Annotated in this window: 18 protein-coding genes and 1 tRNA gene; 12 read left to right on the top strand and 7 right to left on the bottom strand. The window is 63.4% G+C overall.

The features are described 5' to 3' along the window. The first annotated feature begins 222 nt into the window (after positions 1-222). The 7 genes from OO015_RS00390 to OO015_RS00360 all read left to right on the top strand — a co-directional run bounded on the left by OO015_RS00390 (position 223) and on the right by OO015_RS00360 (position 6,701). Positions 223-1,149 (top strand): ABC transporter substrate-binding protein, encoded by a 927-nt coding sequence (locus OO015_RS00390; protein WP_265938696.1) that lies wholly within the window; start codon positions 223-225, stop codon positions 1,147-1,149. A 184-nt stretch (positions 1,150-1,333) separates the two neighbouring features. Further along, positions 1,334-2,260 (top strand): DUF6282 family protein, encoded by a 927-nt coding sequence (locus tag OO015_RS00385; RefSeq protein ID WP_265938695.1) that lies wholly within the window; start codon positions 1,334-1,336, stop codon positions 2,258-2,260. Further along, positions 2,257-2,988 (top strand): PIG-L deacetylase family protein, encoded by a 732-nt coding sequence (locus OO015_RS00380; RefSeq protein ID WP_265938694.1) that lies wholly within the window; start codon positions 2,257-2,259, stop codon positions 2,986-2,988. Before OO015_RS00385 ends, OO015_RS00380 begins: the two co-directional genes overlap by 4 nt. A 20-nt stretch (positions 2,989-3,008) precedes the next feature. Continuing rightward, positions 3,009-3,674 carry a 4-carboxy-4-hydroxy-2-oxoadipate aldolase/oxaloacetate decarboxylase gene (locus OO015_RS00375; RefSeq protein WP_265938693.1) on the top strand — a complete coding sequence of 222 codons (666 nt, stop codon included), beginning with the start codon at positions 3,009-3,011 and terminating at the stop codon, positions 3,672-3,674. A 49-nt stretch (positions 3,675-3,723) separates the two neighbouring features. After that, a complete protein-coding gene (locus OO015_RS00370) occupies positions 3,724-4,704 on the top strand; it encodes a VOC family protein (RefSeq protein WP_265938691.1) in 981 nt (326 codons plus the stop codon). Between the two features lie 546 nt (positions 4,705-5,250). Then, the gene (locus OO015_RS00365) at positions 5,251-6,564 is read left to right on the top strand and encodes a CapA family protein (RefSeq protein ID WP_265938689.1); all 1,314 of its coding nucleotides are present in this window, start codon (positions 5,251-5,253) and stop codon (positions 6,562-6,564) included. A gap of 63 nt (positions 6,565-6,627) precedes the next feature. Beyond that, positions 6,628-6,701 (top strand) — tRNA-Asp (locus OO015_RS00360). A 93-nt stretch (positions 6,702-6,794) separates the two neighbouring features. Here the strand turns inward: OO015_RS00360 and OO015_RS00355 are convergent. Next, entirely contained in the window at positions 6,795-7,580 is a 786-nt protein-coding gene (locus OO015_RS00355; RefSeq protein WP_265938687.1) for an SDR family NAD(P)-dependent oxidoreductase, read from the bottom strand. Positions 7,581-7,855: 275 nt separating this feature from the next. Between OO015_RS00355 and OO015_RS00350 the strand changes: the two genes are divergently transcribed. Further along, a complete protein-coding gene (locus tag OO015_RS00350) occupies positions 7,856-8,902 on the top strand; it encodes a mannonate dehydratase (RefSeq protein ID WP_265938684.1) in 1,047 nt (348 codons plus the stop codon). A 109-nt stretch (positions 8,903-9,011) separates the two neighbouring features. After that, positions 9,012-10,271, top strand: coding sequence for an ATP-grasp domain-containing protein (locus tag OO015_RS00345; protein ID WP_265938682.1), 1,260 nt, complete (start codon positions 9,012-9,014; stop codon positions 10,269-10,271). Positions 10,272-10,295: 24 nt separating this feature from the next. Here OO015_RS00345 and OO015_RS00340 read toward each other — a convergent pair whose 3' ends face one another. Next, the gene (locus tag OO015_RS00340; protein ID WP_265938680.1) at positions 10,296-10,604 is read right to left on the bottom strand and encodes an oxidative damage protection protein; all 309 of its coding nucleotides are present in this window, start codon (positions 10,602-10,604) and stop codon (positions 10,296-10,298) included. Between the two features lie 65 nt (positions 10,605-10,669). On the opposite strand from OO015_RS00340, the gene OO015_RS00335 reads away from it, so the two are divergent. Next, a complete protein-coding gene (locus tag OO015_RS00335; protein WP_265938678.1) occupies positions 10,670-11,596 on the top strand; it encodes a formyltransferase family protein in 927 nt (308 codons plus the stop codon). Here the strand turns inward: OO015_RS00335 and OO015_RS00330 are convergent. From OO015_RS00330 to aroB, 5 genes are all read right to left on the bottom strand, one after another. Continuing rightward, positions 11,554-12,516 carry a GDP-mannose 4,6-dehydratase gene (locus tag OO015_RS00330; RefSeq protein ID WP_265938676.1) on the bottom strand — a complete coding sequence of 321 codons (963 nt, stop codon included), beginning with the start codon at positions 12,514-12,516 and terminating at the stop codon, positions 11,554-11,556. The genes OO015_RS00335 and OO015_RS00330 overlap by 43 nt on opposite strands. Before the next feature lie 18 nt (positions 12,517-12,534). Further along, positions 12,535-13,749 carry a methionine adenosyltransferase gene (gene metK, locus OO015_RS00325; RefSeq protein WP_265940999.1) on the bottom strand — a complete coding sequence of 405 codons (1,215 nt, stop codon included), beginning with the start codon at positions 13,747-13,749 and terminating at the stop codon, positions 12,535-12,537. A 72-nt stretch (positions 13,750-13,821) separates the two neighbouring features. Then, positions 13,822-15,093 (bottom strand): adenosylhomocysteinase, encoded by a 1,272-nt coding sequence (locus OO015_RS00320; protein WP_416236577.1) that lies wholly within the window; start codon positions 15,091-15,093, stop codon positions 13,822-13,824. 23 nt (positions 15,094-15,116) lie between these two features. Continuing rightward, positions 15,117-16,178, bottom strand: a complete 1,062-nt coding sequence (mtnA, locus tag OO015_RS00315) for an S-methyl-5-thioribose-1-phosphate isomerase (RefSeq protein ID WP_265938672.1) — start codon at positions 16,176-16,178, stop codon at positions 15,117-15,119. Continuing rightward, positions 16,175-17,857, bottom strand: a complete 1,683-nt coding sequence (gene aroB, locus OO015_RS00310; protein ID WP_265938670.1) for a 3-dehydroquinate synthase — start codon at positions 17,855-17,857, stop codon at positions 16,175-16,177. Before aroB ends, mtnA begins: the two co-directional genes overlap by 4 nt. Before the next feature lie 145 nt (positions 17,858-18,002). On the opposite strand from aroB, the gene mdh reads away from it, so the two are divergent. Further along, a complete protein-coding gene (gene mdh, locus OO015_RS00305) occupies positions 18,003-18,932 on the top strand; it encodes a malate dehydrogenase (protein WP_265938668.1) in 930 nt (309 codons plus the stop codon). Between the two features lie 24 nt (positions 18,933-18,956). Then, complete coding sequence (glp, locus tag OO015_RS00300) at positions 18,957-20,267, top strand: gephyrin-like molybdotransferase Glp (RefSeq protein ID WP_265938665.1); 1,311 nt, start codon at positions 18,957-18,959, stop codon at positions 20,265-20,267.

Here is a 20,267-nt window from a genome sequence, read left to right as displayed (position 1 = left end):
TCTATGACTCGTCGTCGTTTGTTCCTCATCACTACTGGAGCGGCCGCCAGTGCGTTGTTGACCGCCTGCGGCGGTGCCGAGCCGACGCCAACGCCGGCACCGGCAACGCCGACCGCCGCAGCACCGGCTGCAAGTCCAACAGCTGCCGCCCCTACGCCAACGACTGGAGCTGCCGCAACGCCGACTGCGGCCCCCACTGTAGTGCAGACGCGGAAGCTCAAGATGCGCGTCGCGCTCGCGACGGAGGAGGCTGGCAACTACATCGCAGTAGAGAAGGGATTCTTCCGCGAAGCCGGCCTCGACGTCGAATTGGTCACCACGCAAGGCACGCCAGGAGAAGTGATCCCCCTCCTGGCTGTGGGTGACTTGCACCTCTTCAGCGGAGCCATCGTCGCAGCGCTCGTCAACGCGAAGCTACAAGGAGTTGATGTCACGATCGTCGCGGGCGAAGGAGCTCTCGAGCGCGGCAACGTCTACCACGCCTATGCGGTCCGCAAGGAGCTGTACGACCAGGGAGTCCGAACCGTCGCGGACTTGCGCGGTCGCGCGCTCGCCATGCCGAGTGACGCGGGGATCGATCTGCTCGAACTCAAGCTCGTGCTCGAGTCCGGCGGACTGACCCTGGAAGACATCAAGATGCAGCTTATTCGACTCCCCGATATGCCAGCGGCGCTTCAGAACGGCGCTGTCGACGCTGCGGAGTTGGTAGAGCCCTATGCGACAATTGCGACGAAACAGCTGGGCGCCGGTGTACCAATCGTCGCTGGCGACGAGCTGATCGACATCATCGGCGACAACTTTCCGATTTCCGTTATCGTGGCCGGACCGCCGATGGTACAGGATCGCCCGTTGCTCGAAGCGTTCCTGGTTGGGTATCTCAAGGGTGCTCGGTACTACCTAAAGGCGCTGGAGGATCCCGAAACCCGTGCGGAGGTTGTACAGATCCTCAAGAACCGGACACCGCTCAAGGACGATGCGTTGTACGAGCAGATGACCTGGCCGGGGGTTTCCGAAAACGGCATGTTCGACGTCGCGAAGATCACCGAGGCCCAGCAACTGTGGCAACAGCGCGGGAAGATCCAGCGCACCGTACCTGTCGAACAATTGGTTGACTTCAGCTTCGTCGAGAACGCGGCCAAACAACTGTAACCGGCGTCCGACAGCGAGCCCGGGCCGGTCGCGGTACCGGCCCGAGGCTTCTTGTTTCAGGAGTAAAACTTGGCATACCGTGTGCTACAATGCAGGACGAAAAGACTCCGGTCGACCAGCAGTGCCACTACCCTGCCGGAGGGTCGTGTCTCGTAGCGAACAGTCTGAAGCGAAAGGGTGAAGAATGACCATGCACCCGACCCCATCGGAGCGGGCACGCGAACTCGTCCGAGGAGCATACGATCTCCACGTCCACTCGGGTCCCGATGTCATGCCGCGGCGGATCGACGATATCGACCTCGCCCGTCGCTTTCTCGAGGTGGGTTTGGCAGGCTATGTCATCAAGTCGCATTACGTACCGACCGCCGAGCGAGCTGCGGTGGCTCGCGCAGCCGTTCCCGGAGTCCAGGTCCTCGGGTCGATCACGCTCAACCGGGCTGTCGGCGGGTTGAACCCGCTCGCGGTCGAAATCGCCGCGCGCGAAGGAGCGAGGATCGTCTGGTTACCGACTGTCGACGCTGCGAACGAGCGGCGGCATTTGGAGCACGCGGCACCCGGTACGAAACTCCCGTATTGGGCACGTCTGCAACGCGAAATGCGCGAGGCAGGTTTTGCTGTACCACCGGTCGAGGTTCTCGGACCAGACGGACAGGTGGTGCCCGAACTTCGTGCCGTTCTCCGCATCATCGCCCGGCACGGCCTCGTGCTCGCGACGGGTCATCTCGGCCGGGACGAAATCGTCGCGGTCGTGAAGGCGGCACGGGAGGAAGGTGTCCGCCACATCGTCGTGACGCACCCCGATTTCCCCTCGCAAGCGCTTTCAGTCGAGGATCAGCTCGCGCTGGCCGAGTTGGGCGCCTACATGGAGCACTGTTTCACGCCGCTGTACAGCGGCAAGGTCGCCTGGGAGACAGCATTCGCGCACATCCGTGCGGTCGGACCGGACCGTGTCGTACTCAGTACCGATCTCGGCCAACCGGATAACCCACCGGTCGAAGATGGTCTCGCACTCTTCGCCGATCGTCTCCTCCAGGCGGGCTTCAGCGAGGACGACATCCGGACGATGGCAGTGCGGAATACGGTGCGACTCGCGACGGGGAGGGACGAATGAAAGGAGTACAGCGCCTCTTGGTCGTCGGCGCACACGCTGCGGACTTCGTCTGGCGCGCAGCCGGTGTGATCGCGTCGGTCACCGCGAACGGCGGGGAAGCGATCGTCCTCGCACTCTCCTACGGTGAACGCGGAGAATCCGGAGAACTATGGAAGGAACCGGGTCAAACCGTCGAACGGGTGAAGGCGATCCGGCGCGAACAGGCTGAGCGCGCCGCTGCAGCGATCGGGGCACGCTTCCTGTGTTACGACCTCGGCGATTACCCTCTCCAGGTCGACAGGGAAGCGACGGAGCGCCTCGCGCAGTTGATCCGCGAATTCCGTCCTGAAGCGATCATCACGCACACACCGGTCGATCCCTTCAATCCAGATCATCCGGTGGCCAATCAGGCGGTGCAGCAGGCTCGCCTGCTCTCTTCCGGCGCCGGCGTTGCCAGCGCCTTCGAGACTGTCGAGCCACCACCTCTGTACTACTTCGAACCGCACCAGCCGGAACTATGCGGCTTTGTCCCCAACATGTTCGTCGACATCACGCCGGTATGGGAGAAGAAGCTCGCTGCCATGCAGGTCATGGCTTCTCAGCAGTACTTGCAACGGTATTACGCCGAACTCGGCGAGCGTCGCGCCAATCACGCCCGCCGTATATCCGGCATCAAGGACATCCGCTACGCTGAAGCGTTCCAGCGTGTCACACCGCTCGTGGCTCGCGTACTCCCCGGCCACGGCTAATCGGAGAGGAGGACACACCGATGACCGAAGTGCGCCAGGCTACCGTCCCCGATGCGACCGCTCTCGAACTTTCCCGCGCATTCGCAGAGCTGGGGGTGGCGACTGTCTACGAAGCATCGGGCCGTGAGGGCTTGATCGATATTCCGCTCATCCCCTTGCTTCCGGACCGTCGTGTCGCAGGCCCAGCATTGACAGTCCTCTGCGGGCAGGGTGACAACCTCATGGTGCATGCAGTGATGGAACGCGTCTATCCTGGTGCTGTTCTGGTCCTCACGATGCCGGAGCCGGAGCCCGTCGCCCTGGTTGGCGAACTCCTCGCGATCCAGGCCAAGGTTCGTGGTGCAGCGGCGCTCCTCGTCGACGCAGCGGTCCGCGATGTCGACGAACTGCGGGCGATGGATCTGCCGGTGTGGACGCGATTCATTCGGGTGCGTGGAGCGACGAAAGACAAAATCGGTCAACTCGAGGTTCCGGTGACAGTGGGCGGTGCACGCGTGGCCCCGGGTGACATCGTCGTCCTCGACGACGACGGGGCTGTCGTGGTTGCACGGAACCGAGCTGAAGCGGTCCTCGAAGCAGCCCGCGCCCGTGCCGAGCGCGAAGCGCGGATGCGTGAGCGACTGAAGTTTGGGGAACTGAGCTTCGATATCCACGGCCTGCGCCAGGTCGTCGAGGGACAACGGTGAGGTTGGGGGATCAGTCGGTGATCGGTCATCAACGCAGGGGAGGTTCGCGATGAACGATGTGACCCTCTATATCGGTGAACCGAGCTTCGATATGGCCCACCTTGCCCATCTCGAACTCACGACTCCGGTACTCGATGAAAGCGTTCGGTTTTTCGTCGAGTACATGGGGATGTACGTGACCGAGCAGCGAGGGAACTCGGTGTATCTACGCGGGTGGGACGACTACGCGCACCACACCCTCAAGCTTACAGTCGGTCCGGTTCCCGCGATGGAACACTTCGCCTACCGGGTCAGCACGCCCGAGGCACTCCAGCGCCGTGTCGCACTCCTCGAGCAGTCGGGCCTCGGCTTGGGCTGGATCGACGGCGATGCCGGTCACGGTCCAGCGTATCGGTTCCGAACTCCGGACGGCCATATCGGTGAGCTCATCTGGGAGATCGAATGGTACCAGCCGACACCGGAAACGAAGCCAGCTCTCAAGAATCAAGCCTCCCGCTTCCCCGCTCGCGGCTGCAATGTGCGGCGACTCGATCACATCAACGTCTTCGCTGCCGATGTCCGTTCGACGCGGATCTTCCTCCAGAAGTACCTCGGGCTCAAACTGACGGAGTGCATCATCTTCGATGACGGATCCGAGAAGGGAGCCTGGGTGACGTCGAACAATAAGGGGTACGAGATCGCGGTCACCGAGGACGGCACGGGCGCCCGCGGCCGTTTCCACCATGTCTGCTACGCGGTCGACACCCGCGAGGAGGTGCTTCGCGCTGCCGATATCGCGATCGAGTTCGGTTACAAGATCGAATACGGCCCGCACAAGCATGCGGTGCAGCAGACCGTATTCCTCTACGTGATCGAGCCGGGCGGTCACCGTGTCGAGATCGGCTGCCCGGGCGCGCGCCTCGTCGTCGCCCCAGACTGGAAGCCGATCGTCTGGACAGAGGAAGAGCGGAAGCGCGGTCAGGCCTGGGGCCTTCCGACTGTGGCTACCTTCCACACACACGGCACGCCACCGGTCGCGGTCGCCCGCTAGCTTGCGGGATCGTTCGACACGTACGAGCCGGGGAGACAGTTGCTGTCTCCCCGTTGTTTCCCCTATCATGGTTTCTGAGATTCCGGAACGCGTTTGTGGGCACCTTGCCATTGCTATACGGGGACGCTATCGTTTCTCGAGCATCACCAGCTGAGAGCGAACACGTTCGGGAGCGACGCAGGGGTGACCCGACGACAGTTCCTCGCTAGTTTATCAGTGTTGCTGGCAAGCTGCGGGCAAACGTCGAGTCCTACCGAAGGGTTGCCAGCACCGCAAGCCACCACTGCCGACGCGGTTCGGCACCGAATGCTTCGCTCTACATCGAGTTCGCCACGAACACTGCCGGCCCGTCCCGTCATCGACATTGCGGTACCACCACTCCCGCCAACCTTACGACACCAGGCACAGCGATGGCTCCACCAGCTCACCAGCTCTATCCCGCCGCATTGGCGTCTCCAGCTGAACGACGACAACGGAACTTTCCGCCTTCGTACGATCCAGGGTTCGCCGACCGGCTTGCCGATCGGTGGTCGTTGGTTCGTCCCGGTGACCTCGCACGACAATCTGGTGCAGGATCTACCGGTCGCGGCGCTTCCAGCCATTCTGGATGGAACGATTGACGACTGGCAAGCTCTTGGCAGTGTCGAATCGCTCCCGATCGCACGTGTTTCGGTTCGAGACGAGGGATTCGTGTTCTCCAATCCGCTCGCCGTCGTTGCGCGAGTTCCAGAACTGTTGACTCTGGCACAACCAGGCGTGCTGGCCTTCGTCGAGCCGACCGCGATCCACCCTCGACTCTCGGTACTCACGCTCGATAGTCGCGACCCGCTCCGTCAGGCGCACGGTGCAGCCATTCCGGAGGTACTGACCGAGTGGCTCGTCGTCGAGGGACCAGTGCAGCTGCTGCCCGACGAAGCTCAGCTTCCCGTTACGATCGATCGGCCGCGTTTCCTGACTGTGACGGTCGTCGGTGACATGATTCTCGGTCGCACCGTCCATCGCATCATGGAGCGTCTCGACGATTGGCAGGCTCCCTTTCGCGACGTTGCCGACGAGCTCGCTCGGAGCGACCTGACGATCGGAAACCTCGAGTGCGCTCTGAGCGACCGCTTCCCTCCACCCGACGATCCATACACGATGCGCTTTCTCACCTTCCCGCGAGCAGTCGACGGCTTGACGCTCGCTGGTATCGATGCGGTCAGTCTCGCCAACAACCACAGCATGGACTTCGGTGCGGACGCACTGCGTGACACGCAGGCCGCCCTCGACCGAGCCGGCATCAGCTGGTTCGGAGCGGGGGACGATCTGCGACAGGCGAGTGAGCCAGCGGTACTCCGCGTCGGGAACGTCACCATCGCTTTGCTCGGTTTCGACGGTATTTCCGCACAGTGGTCTGGAGCGACGGAAACGACTGCTGGCACGGCTCCACTCGAACCCGAGATCGTTGCGACTGCCATCCGTCGAGCAGCCGATTGCGCGGACATCGTAATACCGTACTTTCATTGGGGAGTCGAATACACGCTCATCCCGACCGAAACCCAACGGCGGATCGCGCATCTCGCGATCGATAGCGGAGCGACGCTCGTCGTCGGTTCGCATCCGCACTGGGTCCAGGGAATCGAGTGGTACCGTGGGAGACCGATCTTCTACTCGCTCGGAAACTTCGTTTTCGACCAGGAGTGGTCGTTCGAAACGAAGCAAGGCTTGATCCTTCATCTCTGGTTTTCCGGAGCCGAACTCCGTCGCTACCACCTCGTGCCAGTGATCATCCAGGACTACCACCGCCCTCGCTTGGCACGAAGCGACGAGGCTTCGGTGATCCTGAGACGAGTCCGCGAGTCCTCGCAGGCGCTTTCCTGAACGGTAGAGACCGTCCCTTGACAACCTGGGCATCGTTGTGCCATACTCCTGACGTGACAATGCGGAGGCGTGGTGTAGAGGCCTAACACGCGGCCCTGTCAAGGCCGAGATCGCGGGTTCGAATCCCGTCGCTTCCGCTGATCGAGAGCGCGGTCGTCTGACCGCGCTCTCGCTTTTCGGTGAGATCGGTAGCGCAAGGCACGTCCCGACCCCTGCCACGTACGCACCGCTCACTGTGGTGCCTCGGCTTGCTCCCACCAGAGTCCCATTCGCGCCTGCGTGCCCCCGTCCACGAAGAGCACTTGTCCGGTGATGAATTCGGCATCGTCCGAGACGAGGAACACGGCAGCCTTTCCCACATCCTCGGGCCGCCCCACTCTACCCCACGGTACCAGCGAATTTCCGAATTCCGTCGTGTAGCCGGGAATCTCGAAATATCGGGGCACCTCGATCAGACCGGGACCGATCGCGTTGACGCGGATGCGTAACGGCGCGAGCTCGATGGCGAGCGAACGCGTAAAGGCGATGATCGCCCCCTTCGTCGCGGCGTAGGCCGCGTGCCGCGGGAATCCAGCCGCCCCATGGATCGAGGTGATATTCAGGATGACGCCGCCCCCTCGTTCAACCATGTACCGCGCCGCTTGTTGTGAACAGAAGAAAGTGCCTCGCATGTTGAGGTCGAAGAGTTCATCGTACACGTCCTCGGGAAAATCGAGGAAGGGTCGTGCTCGCGTTACCCCGGCATTGTTGACGAGAATATCGAGTCCGCCGAGCGCTGCGGCTGCTTCGTCGACGACACGACGACACTCGGCGACGGAGCGCAAGTCGCCGCCGATCACGAACGCGTCGCCCCCAGCCCTGCGGATCTCCTCGGCTGCGACTTCCGCTCCGCTGCGGCTGTGCGCGTAGTGCAGCGCGACGGCTGCTCCTTCCTGCGCCAGAGCGAGCGCAATGCCACGTCCGATGCCCATCCCCGCGCCAGTGACCAGAGCACGCCTTCCGTCCAGCTTGCCCATACTGTCCCCCTTTCGATCCCGACGTCCCACCGGTACCGACCCGTCAGTATGAGGCAAGCCGCCCGTACCGGGAACGCCCTTTGCGGCAAGCGGGACCAGCTTCTCTTTCCTGGCTCCTCTGCTGCTGGACGCGACGTTGTCGTGTCGAACACGATCGAACGCCCCCGAGCCCGATCCTGCCAGCACGGTGCTCGACCACGAGGCTCGGTGCAAAGCCGCTTCCCAGCGGTCACGAGTTGGGCGACAATCGCCCCATACGGAAAGGTGGTGCAACGATGGAACTCGCACTTGTCCTTCCACCGTGGCCGAACGAGCGCTGGCGCCTGGCTCTCCAGCTGGGTGTGACCCATGCCGTCACGACGCTTCCCGGCCATGTCGCCGGCGGACATCAGGCCTATAGCCCACCTGGTGTTCCCCAGACGATCGTTCCGCCCGATCTTCCGCCGAAGGAACACCGCCCCTGGGACTTCATGCCCCTGCTGCTCATGGTTCAGCGCTTCCGGGAGGCCGGCCTCACCATTTCTGTCATCGAGGCATCACCACCGATGCATCGCGCCCGCCTCGGTCTTCCAGGTCGTGACGAGGAGATCGAATGGGTCATCACCCTGCTGCGCAATATGGGCAAGCTCGAAATTCCCGTTTGGTGCTGGAACTGGATGGCGGTCATCAACTGGGCCCGGACGTCGGTCACGACGCCGACCCGCGGCGGTGCCCTCACGACGAGCTATGACCATGAACTGATGGAACAGGCAGGACCGACCGAGGTCGGTTCGGTGGCCGAACGACAGCTCTGGGACAGCTTGCGCTACTTTCTCGAAGCTGTCGTCCCGGTCGCCGAGGAAACCGGCGTCAAACTCGCGCTGCATCCGGACGATCCACCGGTCCCCTCGCTGCGCGGTATCGCCCGTATCCTGATTACGCCTGAAAACCTCCAAAAAGCCTTGGATCTCTACCAGAGTCCGCAGCACGGGTTGACCTTTTGCCAGGGAACGTTCTCGACGATGGGCGTCGATGTCCCTCGATGGATTCGATATTTCGGTCAGCAGAACAAGATTCACTTCGTCCATTTCCGCGACGTTCGTGGCACCCCGACCCGCTTCGTCGAAACCTTCCACGACGACGGACAGACCGATATGTTCGAAGCGATGCGCGCCTACTACGAGGTCGGTTTCCGTGGCGTCATGCGACCCGACCATGTCCCGACGATGGAAGGCGAGCCGAATACCGAGCCCGGCTACATGATGCTCGGAAGGCTGTTCGCGATCGGCTACATGAAAGGCCTCCGGGAAGCGGTCCTGAAGACAGCTGCTCGCGCGCAATGAGCTGCACTCGTTACCTAGTACACGCTTGGCGGGAGGAACCACCGATGACTGCCGAGACCGGATACACTTAGCAGCGGGCAGTCGCGAGTGGCACGGGAGAACGTCGACGATGCGAGACAGCCCACGCCGGGTTCTGTTGTTGACGACACCGTCGAGCTACCGCACGCAAGCATTCCTGCAGGCAGCCGAACGTTTGCACATCGAGACCCTGGTCGTCGAGGACACACCCGAGTTTCTACGCGCTACCTGGCATTCACCGTTTGCGGTCGATTTCTCGAAACTCGACGAAGCTGTCGATGCCCTCATCGCGCTCACGAGGGAGTTTCCTGTTCGGGCGATCGTTCCCGTCGACGACGCCGGGACCGTACTCGCGGCACTTGTCGCTTCCCGAGTCGGGTTACCGAGCAACGATCCGGACGCAGCCCTGGCCGCGCGCGACAAGTGGGTCATGCGCCAGCGCTTCGCTGCCGCTGCCGTTCCTGCGCCGATCGCCCGGGCGTTTCCGGCTCTCGCCGATCTGCCAGAGATTGTTTCACACGTCACGTTCCCGTGCGTCGTCAAACCGACACGACTGTCCGGGAGTCGCGGCGTCATTCGTGCCGATGATCCCGAGCAATTGGCCCAGGCCGTCGAGCGCGTGCGGCAAATTCTGGCGAGTGACGGTCTCGATCTGGCGAATGCGCTCATTCTCGTCGAGCAGTTCGTTCCCGGGTTCGAGGTCGCCGTCGAGGGCTTGCTCACCAACGGCACCTTGACCGTCCTCGCCATCTTCGACAAACCAGATCCGCTCGACGGGCCGTTCTTCGAGGAAACGATTTACGTCACCCCCTCGCGGTTGCCACAGAACATCCAGCATGCGATCGCCCACACGACCGAAAAGGCAGCCAAGGCCCTCGGCCTCCGGACTGGGCCGATCCATGCGGAATTACGGGTGAACGAGCGGGGACCGTGGGTCATCGAAATCGCTGGACGGTCGATCGGCGGTCTCTGTTCACGCATTCTCGAGTTCGGAACCGGTATGACGCTCGAAGAACTGATTCTCGCCCATGCCGTCGGCGATCCACTGCCGACCCTCGTTCGACGTGACGGAGCCGCCGGGGTCATGATGATTCCCATACCCGGGCGCGGCATCCTCAAAGCGGTCGATGGCATCGACGCAGCACGTGCGGTACCAGGTATCGTCGACGTGGAGATTACCGCGAAGCGGAATCACCGGATCGTGCCACTCCCGGAGGGAGCGAGTTATCTCGGCTTCATCTTCGCGCGGGGGGAGACTCCCGATGCGGTCGAGGCAGCGTTACGGCTGGCTCACAGCCGCCTGGCGATCCGTATCGTCCCGGAGGTGCCGCTCCAGCCGGTGCTGCAGTAGTGAGAGCAGTCCAGTGGTGCCATCTCACTTCTTGCGTGCAGGTGCACCCTTCGCCGGTTGGCCCGTGCCAGGGGGCACCCAGCCTTCCGGCAAGTCCTCGGTCTCGCCGAACAGGAACGCCTCCATGTGTTGGCGCAGGATCGCCCGATCGTCGGGGTCAGCGGGATTGAGGCCGTAATGGTTGATAACGATCGTCTGGTATTCCCGCCACATCTCCCAGGCATCGCGCGAGACTTCCCGGTAGATCCGTTCCCCCAGCTCGCCGGGGAAAGGTGGGCGTTCCAGTCCAGGCAGCTCCCGCTTGAGCTTCACGCAGAACACCATACGCGTCATCGTCACATTCCTCTCGCCGGTGCAGCTCGCATGCTGCAGGCAAGCGTAGCGAAGCGGATCACGGCATGTCAAAGCGCACGACGCGGTTTCCCAGGGTCACAGTGTGTGGATTACCGTGCCGGCAGACGAGCGTGACGCTGGCAGCTTTACTGCGCGCTGGTGTACCGGTGACCGGTCTGGTACTCGCCCGACGCAGCGATCGCGCACGCTCACCCGGAATCGCTGTTCCCGCAGCCCCCTGGAGCGACGATCCCGCAGCCGTGGCTCAACGATCGAACATTCCTGTCGTCGTTCTCGAGAGCAAGCATGACCTCGAAGTACTCTCGGCTGACGCCTTGCCGGCGGCTGAATGTGCTGTCGTCTCCTGCTTCCCGTGGAAACTTCCCGCTCGTCTCATCGAGCGGTACCCGCTCGGGATGTTCAACCTGCACCCATCTCCGCTGCCGGAGTATCCTGGCCCCGCACCGCTCTTCTGGCAGTATCGTGACGGGCGGCTCCGCACCGGCGTGACAATCCACCAGGTGACCGAAGACCTCGACGCAGGCCCAGTCGTCGGCCGTGTCGTCTGCACGCTTCCTCTCGCGTTTCCCGGTGATCGTCTAGAAGCCTGGCTCGCCTGGTACGGCTGCGGACTTCTCATCGCACACTGGCAGGCAACGCCACACGAGCGGATGATGGAACAACCGAACACCCAGAGTTCTTGGGCACGCGTGCCGGGCACAGCCGACCGGACGATCGACGTCAGTTGGCCAGCTTGGCAAGTCGTCCACTTCCTCGGGGGTGTCTTGCCGCTCGGTTATGAGCTGTTCATCACCGACCGGAGCGACCAGCTCTGGCGGATCTGGCGCTTTCTCGCCTGGACAGCCGAACCCCTCGTACCCGAATACGATGGTCGTCGTCTCTCGATCCTGTTCGGTCGGAGCTGGATCACCGTCGAGGCAACGGTCGTTCATCCGCCGGATCGGGTTCTCCGCAACACGCTTCGCCAGTAATCCAGTGTGTCGGCCAACGTCTGCTCCAGCGGAATCGTCGGCTCCCACCCAGTCGCGGCACGCAGTGCGCTCGCATCGCCCCGGAGAACCCGGACGTCGACAGGTCTGAGGCGTCCCGGATCCTGTTCCACGCGCATCGGCACGCGGGCGAGAGCGAGGAGTTGCTCGACGACGTCGGCCAGCCTCCAGGATCGTCCGCTGGCGATGTTGAAGACCTCACCAGCGAACCGCCGATCAGCCAGCATTTCGTACGCGCAAACGACGTCCCGGACATCGAGCAGGTCACGTTCGACCTGGAGATCGCCGACCAACAAGACTGGCGGGGCGAGCCCTAACTCTGCCTCCGCGATTTGTCGGGCAAATCCCGCGATCGCGAAGCGCTCGCTCTGTCCCGGTCCGACATGCGTGAACGGCCGGACACGCACGACCGGCAGTTCGTAAGCCAGGAAATACTGCAGGCCGAGGAGATCCTGTCCTGCCTTGCTGACCCCGTATGGACTCAAGGGGCGAAACGGCTGGGACTCCCGCACCGGAAGCTCATTCTCATGCACGAGGCCATAGGCATCGGATGAACTGACCACGATCACGACTGGTGGCGGATCGAGCGCGCGGGCTGCTTCGAGCAGGTGCACCTGCCCGATGATATTGTTCGCGATGGTTCCGACCGGATCCTGGAAGGAACGCGGGACGTAGCTCACCGCCGCCAGATGGAACACGACATCGGGACGCCAGTGGCTGAACGTCCGTTTGACCAGTTCCCCGTTCAGGAGATCGCACACCAGATGGTGCGCGACGTACGGTGACGGAGGACTCGGCCGAGCCGAAAGGCCGATGACCTCCCAGCCACCCGATCGCGCTAAGCGTTCCGCGAGGTGGCTGCCGGCGAAACCCGACGCTCCCGTGATCAGCGCACGCGGCATCGCCTGATCGCTCTCACCTCATCGGTCCGGCACGCTCCCGACGAGCCCAGCCTCAGCACGCAGCAGGTCTGCCTTGTCGGTCCGTTCCCACGGTAGGTCGAGATCTGGTCGGCCGAAATGTCCGTAAGCCGCTACCTGCCGGTAAATCGGCTTCTGCAGGTCGAGCTGGTGGATGATCGCCGCTGGCCGGAGATCGAAGTGTCGCTGGATCAGTTCGATGATCCGCTCCTCGTCCACCTTCCCCGTGCCGAACGTCTCCACGTGGATCGCTACCGGACGAGCGCGCCCGATCGCGTAGGAAATCTGGAGTTCGAAGCGCTCCGCCAAACCAGCCGCAACGACGTTCTTCGCTACATAGCGCGCTGCGTATGCGGCCGAGCGATCGACTTTAGTCGGATCCTTCCCGGAGAACGCGCCGCCACCGTGCCGCGCCATGCCACCATAGGTATCGACCATGATCTTGCGGCCTGTCATACCGGCATCAGCTCTCGGGCCACCGAGGACGAAGGAGCCGCTCGGATTCACGAGAATGGTCGTCTCACTATCGAGTAGCTGCGCTGGGATCACCGAGCGAACGACCGCCTCGACGAGGTCACGCCGCAACCGCTCCTGTGAGACATCAGGATCGTGCTGGGCAGAGAGGACAACCGCCGCGACCCGCGCTGGCTGCCCGTACCGGTATTCGACCGTCACCTGGCTCTTGCCGTCCGGCCGGAGATACGGAAGCTCCCTGGACTTCCGCAGTTGCGCTAAGCGCCGGACGAGACCGTGCGCGAGCGCGATCGGGAGCGGCATCAGCTCTGGGGTTTCGGTGCAGGCGAACCCGACAACCATACCCTGATCTCCTGCACCGATGCGATCGAATTCGTCGGTCGCGATGCCTTCTCGGACTTCGAGCGATTCCGAGACCCCGAACGCGATCTCCGGTGCCTGCTCTTTTACCGAGACAATCACACCCATCGTCCGCCCGTCGATACCGTAGTCCGACGACGTATAGCCCGCTTCGGTCACGACCTGCCGTGCGACCTCGGCGAAGTCGACGCGCGCGGTCGTGGTGATCTCACCGATCACGATCATCAACCCGGTCGTCGTCGCCGCCTCGCAGGCCACGCGCCCGAGCGGATCCTGGGCGAGAACGGCATCGAGGACCGCGTCGGAAACCTGGTCGCACAGCTTGTCCGGATGCCCTTCCGTCACCGATTCCGACGTGAAGAACGTGCGCGGGGCACGCATGATGCTGAGCGTCACCGTTCCCAACCCCTTCATTCGAACACGGCACGCGCACCGCTGATAGCCGTGCTTGCCTCACGTTCCATGTTGCCAGGAAGCCAGATAGGCCTCCTGCTCCGCTGTCAGACGATCGATCGTAATTCCCATCGCCTGGAGCTTGAGCGTCGCGACCTCCTGGTCGATTTCCGCCGGCACCGGATAGACGTCAGCTGCGAGCTGCCCCCGATGGCGCACCAGATACACGCAGGCCAGTGCCTGGTTGGCGAAGCTCATGTCCATGACACTCGCTGGATGGCCTTCGGCCAGGGCCAAGTTCACCAGCCGCCCTTCAGCCAGGACGACGATCCCGCGACCATCGGGCAGAACGTATTCTTCGACGTACGGGCGCACAGTACGCCGCTCGACAGCCAGCTCAGCCAATGCCTCGAGGTTGATCTCGACATTGAAGTGACCGGCGTTGCACAAAATCGCTCCTGGCTTCATCAGGAAGAAATGCTCGCGATCGATGACATGGATGTTCCCGGTTGCCGTGACGAACAGGTCCCCGACAGCAGCCGCCTCACGCATCGGCATGACCCGGTAGCCGTCCATCGCTGCTTCGAGCGCCCGCACCGGATCGACCTCAGTGACGATCACCTGAGCCCCCATACCGCGGGCTCGCAACGCGATACCGCGGCCACACCAGCCGTATCCCGCGACGACCACGGTCTTCCCGGCGAGCAGAATATTCGTCGCCCGCAAGATCGCGTCGATCGTGCTCTGCCCGGTACCGTACCGATTGTCGAACAGGTGCTTCGTCTGCGCGTCGTTGACCGCGATCGCTGGAAATGCCAGGAGATCGTCCTTGGCCAGTGCCCGCAGACGTATCACGCCGGTCGTCGTCTCTTCCGTGGAGCCGATCACCTCCGGGAGCACATCCCGCCGCTCACGATGGACCGTTGTCACAACGTCCGCTCCGTCGTCGATGATGAGATGCGGGCGGTGATCGAGCGCCAGGTGGATGTGCCGGTAGTACGTTTGCGCATCCTCGCCACGCCGGGCGTACACCGAAAACCCGTCCGCCACCAGGGCAGCAGCGACATCGTCTTGCGTCGAGAGCGGATTGCTCGCGCAAATCACGCACGTTGCGCCAGCAGCCCGCAGGGCATACGCCAGATTCGCCGTTTCGGTCGTGACATGGACGCAAGCCACGATGCGGATACCCTCGAGGGGACGTTCTCGCGCGAACCGCTCCTGCAGGAGCTGGAGCACTGGCATTTCACGCCGTGCCCAGGCGATCCGTTGACGCCCCTGTTCGGCGAGTCCCAGATCCGCCACATCGTACGGTATCGGATTCTGTCCGTTCACCACCGTGCGTCTCGTTTCCTCTTTTAGGTTCGATCCCTCGTCGCCGCCCCGAGCAACGCCGCGATCTTCCGCTCGTCCGGCGACAAAACGACACCTGCCTCCGTCACGATCCCGGTGATCAAGGAGGCTGGAGTGACATCGAATGCCGGATTCAGCACCGTCGTATCGGCCGGCGCCACCCAGCCACCGTTCAAGCGTAACACTTCCGCTTTGTCTCGTTCCTCGATCGGGATACTTCGGCCATCCGGGGTGTGCGGATCGAACGTGGACAACGGCGCGGCGACATAGAAGGGGATGCGGAACCGTTCCGCAGCGACCGCCAGTGCCAGCGTTCCGATCTTGTTCGCGACGTCACCGTTCGCCGCCACACGGTCCGCTCCGACGATGACCACATCCACTTCACCACGAGCCATGATCCAGGCAGCGGCACCGTCGACGATCAAGGTGTGGGCGATACCGACACGACGGAGTTCCCAGGTCGTCAGGCGCGCTCCTTGCTGACGCGGACGAGTCTCCGTTACCCAAACGTGTCGGAGTCGCCCGAGCTCGTGCGCCCGTCGGATAATCCCCAAGGCTGTTCCGTACGCGCCAGTACCCAATGCCCCGGTATTGCAGTGCGTCAACACCCGAGCTCCGTGCGGGAGAAGGCCAGCACCATGCTGCGCGATCGCCTGATCGATCGACCACTGTCTTTCCAAAAGCTCTTCGACCAGGCGATCGAGGATCTGCTCCGCCTCCTCCGCAGTACGCGCCGTAGCGACACGCGAACGCGCCACTTCCAAGGCGTTGAACAGATCGACGGCGGTCGGGCGCGTCGCAGCCAGTCGGCGCGCTGCCTCATCTAGGATCGCCCGCCAGTCCGAATCCGCACCACGCTCGCGTAACGCTAGCGCTAACCCAGCGACGGCACTGATCCCGATCGCTGGGGCACCGCGTACGCGCATCTGCTCGATCGCCGCTGCAACGTCGTCGACCGTTCGGCATTCGAGATAGCGCTCGTCATGCGGTAATGCAGTCTGGTCGAGAATGACGAAGGCGTCCCCTGTCCAGCGGAGCGGGCGATAGGTTCCGTGCTGCCCGCTCATGGCATCCTCCGCCGCGGCAACGGCCCACCGACTTCCGAGTGGGGTGCGAGCACAGAGCGAGCGACGTCGCGCACCGCATCGAGCGGCACGTCGCGTCGGATCACCACGCGACCCGGACGCGTCGGTAGGATCCATGTCGGTACACCGCCTTCGACCTTCTTGTCGTAGCGCAGCCGCTCCAGAACCGCCTCGATCGGCAGGTCGATCGAACGCGGCAGTCCTGCAGCGTCCAGCAACTCGTCTTGCAGGCGTACCACCTCCGCCGAACAGGCTCCCAGGCGCTGGGCGAGGCGCGCGACCGCCCGCATACCGATCGCGACCGCCTCGCCATGTCGCAGGCGATAGTCGCTCGCTGCCTCGACCGCGTGCCCCAGTGTATGGCCATAATTCAAGATCCGCCGCAAGCCTGACTCGCGCTCGTCCGCTGCCACGACAGCCGCCTTGATCGCGATGTTGCGGCGAACCACCTCGTCCAGTGCACCCGCTTCCCACCAAGCCGAGAATGCGCGGCTCATGAGGAGCGGTAGCAAGCTCGGCTCCGTGCTGTCGGTGGCGGTGCACTCGATCATCGCATGCTTGACGACCTCAGCCCAGCCAGAACGTCGCTCCGCTTCGGGCAACGTCGACAAAACGACCGGATCGGCGATGACGAGATGCGGCTGATAGAACGTTCCGATGAGATTTTTCCCGAGCCGATGATCGACGCCGGTCTTCCCGCCGACGCTCGCATCGACCATCGCCAACAAGCTGGTCGGAACCTGGACGAGACCCACTCCGCGCAAGACGATCGACGAGACGAAGCCAGCGATGTCACCGACCACGCCACCGCCGAGTGCGACGACCACATCGCTGCGCTCGATCCCGCTCTCCAGGAGCTGATCGAGCAACCGCTCCACCACCCCGAGATTCTTCGATTGCTCGCCAGCAGGAATCGTCAGCGTCGTGACCTGAAACGCAGCGCGCTCCAGCGCTCGGCGGACCGGCTCGCCCCAAAGACGCTCGACATGATCATCGGTAATCACGAAGGCGCGGCGCACGTTCGGCCAGCGTCGCCGGACGAGCTCACCGACTGCCTCCAATAAACCAGAACGGACGAAGAGATCCGAACGCCCGGATCCTCCCGCCAGGGAGAGAAACGGAACGAATCCGCGTTCGCTGAGCGAACGCACGGCACGCACGATCTCGTCTGCCACCGCGTCCAGCGTCCGATCGTCCGTTTCGACCGTGACATCAGCCCGCCGGTAGAGGTTCCGGCGCTGTTCCCACAGCGATCGCAGGCGCTCCTCGAGCGCGCCAGCGAGTAGTGGCCGCACTGCCCCGTTTTCACCGCTCACCTGAGCCCGCAGTCGGCTGGCCAGCGTTTCCAGCCGAGCGGTCAGGTGCACCACCGCCGTATCACTACGGAGCGCAACCCAGTTGCGTTCGTCTAGGACGATCCCGCCGCCTGTAGCAACCACGACCCGCTCGTTCCGGAGCGCCTCGAGCAACGCCTCGCGCTCGGCCGCACGGAATACCGGCTCGCCGAAGCGGGCGAAAATTTCCGCGATCGGCATTCCGAAGCGACGAACCACCAGGTCGTCGGTATCGAGCGCCATCCATCCCAACCGAGCGGCGACCAACGGTGCGACAGCACTTTTCCCCGACCCGCTGAGCCCGATCAAAGCGATCCGTTCGACCACCGGCAGGTCCTCCATACTCTCGAGCCGGTCTCGTGCGATTGTATCCCATGAGAGACCGCAGAATCTGTGCTACGATAGCCATCGAACGAGGTTGCCAGCGCTCACCACGTGAGTGGTCGAGAGAGTCGAGCGAGGAGCGGAGTGCATGCGACGCAAGGTTTCCATAATCGGTGCCGGCGCGGTCGGGGCGACAACGGCCCAGTATCTGGCGGACCGGAATATCGCGGATATCGTGCTCGTCGATATCGTCGAAAACCTGCCGCAAGGGAAAGCGCTCGATCTCCTGGAAGCTGGGCCAGTGATCGGCTACGACTGCTCGATCGTCGGGAGTAACGGCTACGAAGCGACGGCCAACTCGGATGTCATCGTCATCACCTCGGGTTCGCCGCGCAAGCCTGGTATGAGTCGAGACGACCTGCTCCGGGTCAACATGAATATCGTCAAGAGCGTCACGGAACAGGCCGCACCACTTTCCCCGAGCGCTGTCATCATCGTCGTGACGAATCCACTGGACGCGATGTGCCACGTCGCGCTCGAGGCCTCCGGCTTCCCGGCGAGTCGCGTTGTCGGCCAAGCCGGTGTGCTCGATTCCGCACGCTTCCGCACCTTCGTCGCCATGGAACTCGGTGTCTCCCCGCGCGATGTTCATGCAATGGTTCTCGGCGGCCACGGGGACACCATGGTGCCGCTGCCACGCTACACCACTGTTTCCGGCATTCCCATCACCCAGCTCATCCCACCAGACCGGATCCAGGCGATCGTCGAGCGGACACGCGACGGCGGTGGCGAAATCGTCCGGTTGCTCGGAACCAGCGCATTTTACGCACCAGCCGCCTCAGTCGCCGAGATGGTCGAGGCAGTCCTGCTCGACGAGAACCGCGTCCTCGCTGCGAGCACGTACCTGACCGGGCAGTATGGCATCCACGACCTCTATGTCGGTGTCCCGATCAAGCTCGGTGCTGGCGGCGTGAAACAGGTGATCGAAATCGAACTGACCGAGGAGGAGCGCGCAGCGCTTCACCGCTCGGCGGCTGCCGTACGCGAACTCGTCGAAGCGATGAAAGCACTCTCCTGATGGATCGATGAATGGGGCGGCATCATGTCCGGGACTGTTCGCTCAGCGCTCGGCCCGATCCAGCAACTCCTCGGCGTCGACGAAGCGCGTGAGCGTATTCTGCGTGATTTCCAGCCACTGCTGCCTCGCCGGCTTCCACTGCTCGACACATTGGGTCTCGTGCTCGCCGAACCGATCTACGCGCGTGAATCGGTGCCACCGTTCACGAACGCGGCGATGGACGGCTATGCCGTCCGTGCCATCGATACACTCAGTGCTCGGCGCGATCACCCGGTACAGTTGCGCATCGTCGGTGAAGCTCCCGCCGGTGGAGCGGCACCACGCTGGCGCGAAGGCGTGAAACAGTCTGTCGAACCGGGTACGGCTGTGCGCGTTATGACGGGTGCCGTGCTCCCGCCCGGCGCGGACGCTGTCGTCCGTTTCGAGGAAACTGATGAGGCAAGCGACCAGTCAGCGGTGCGCGAAGTGGTCAGCATCTACCGCCCCGTTCGAGCCGGCGAAAACGTGCGCCCGGCCGGGGAAGATATCGCCGCCGGAACGCTCGTTCTTCCACCCGGTACCGTATTGGGTCCGGCTCACCTCGGCATTCTCGCAGCACTCGGCTATACCTGGGTTCTCGTGCATCCCCGCCCGAACGTCGCGATCCTGGCAACCGGTGATGAAGTTCTGCCGCCAGACTACCCTCTGGAGCCAGGACAGATCCGAAACAGCAATTCGTACGTCCTCGCCGCGCTCGTCACCCAGTGCGGTGGTATCCCGCATCTCGTGGGCATCGCAACCGACCACGACGCTGATCTCGAGCGCCGTTTCCGCGCCGCAGCGGGAGCCGACCTCATCCTCACTTCGGGCGGGGTTTCGCAAGGCGACTACGACCGCGTCAAGGAGTTCTTGCGAGCCCGCGGCCAGTTCGACATCTGGCAAGTTCGGATCAAGCCGGGCAAGCCGATGGCATTCGGGTTCATCGACGGCATTCCCGTCATCGCCTTGCCGGGCAACCCGGTGGCGAGTGTCGTCGCGTTCCTCCAATTCGCGCGTCCAGCGATCTTGCGTCTACTGGGTCGCTCCGACCTCGAACCGATCCGGCTGCGCGCGCGCCTGACGCAACGGATCGAGAACAGCGGCCAGCGACGACACTTCGTTCGAGCCCGAGTCGAACGGCGCGGTAACGAACTCGTGGTGACCCCTGTCCCGAACCAGGGTGCCGGTGTCTTGAGCGGGCTCGCCGCGGGAAACTGCCTCGCGGTCGTTCCAGAAGAGTGGGCCGAAGCACCGGCCGGCTCTGAGATCGAGATCGAACTTTACGATACGGCCGTACTGCGACAGATTCTTCTCTAG

The organism is Thermomicrobium sp. 4228-Ro (assembly GCF_026241205.1).
Lineage (GTDB): Bacteria > Chloroflexota > Chloroflexia > Thermomicrobiales > Thermomicrobiaceae > Thermomicrobium.
Note: the sequence above shows the minus strand (reverse complement) of the source record. Positions and strands in the feature narration are given on the sequence as shown.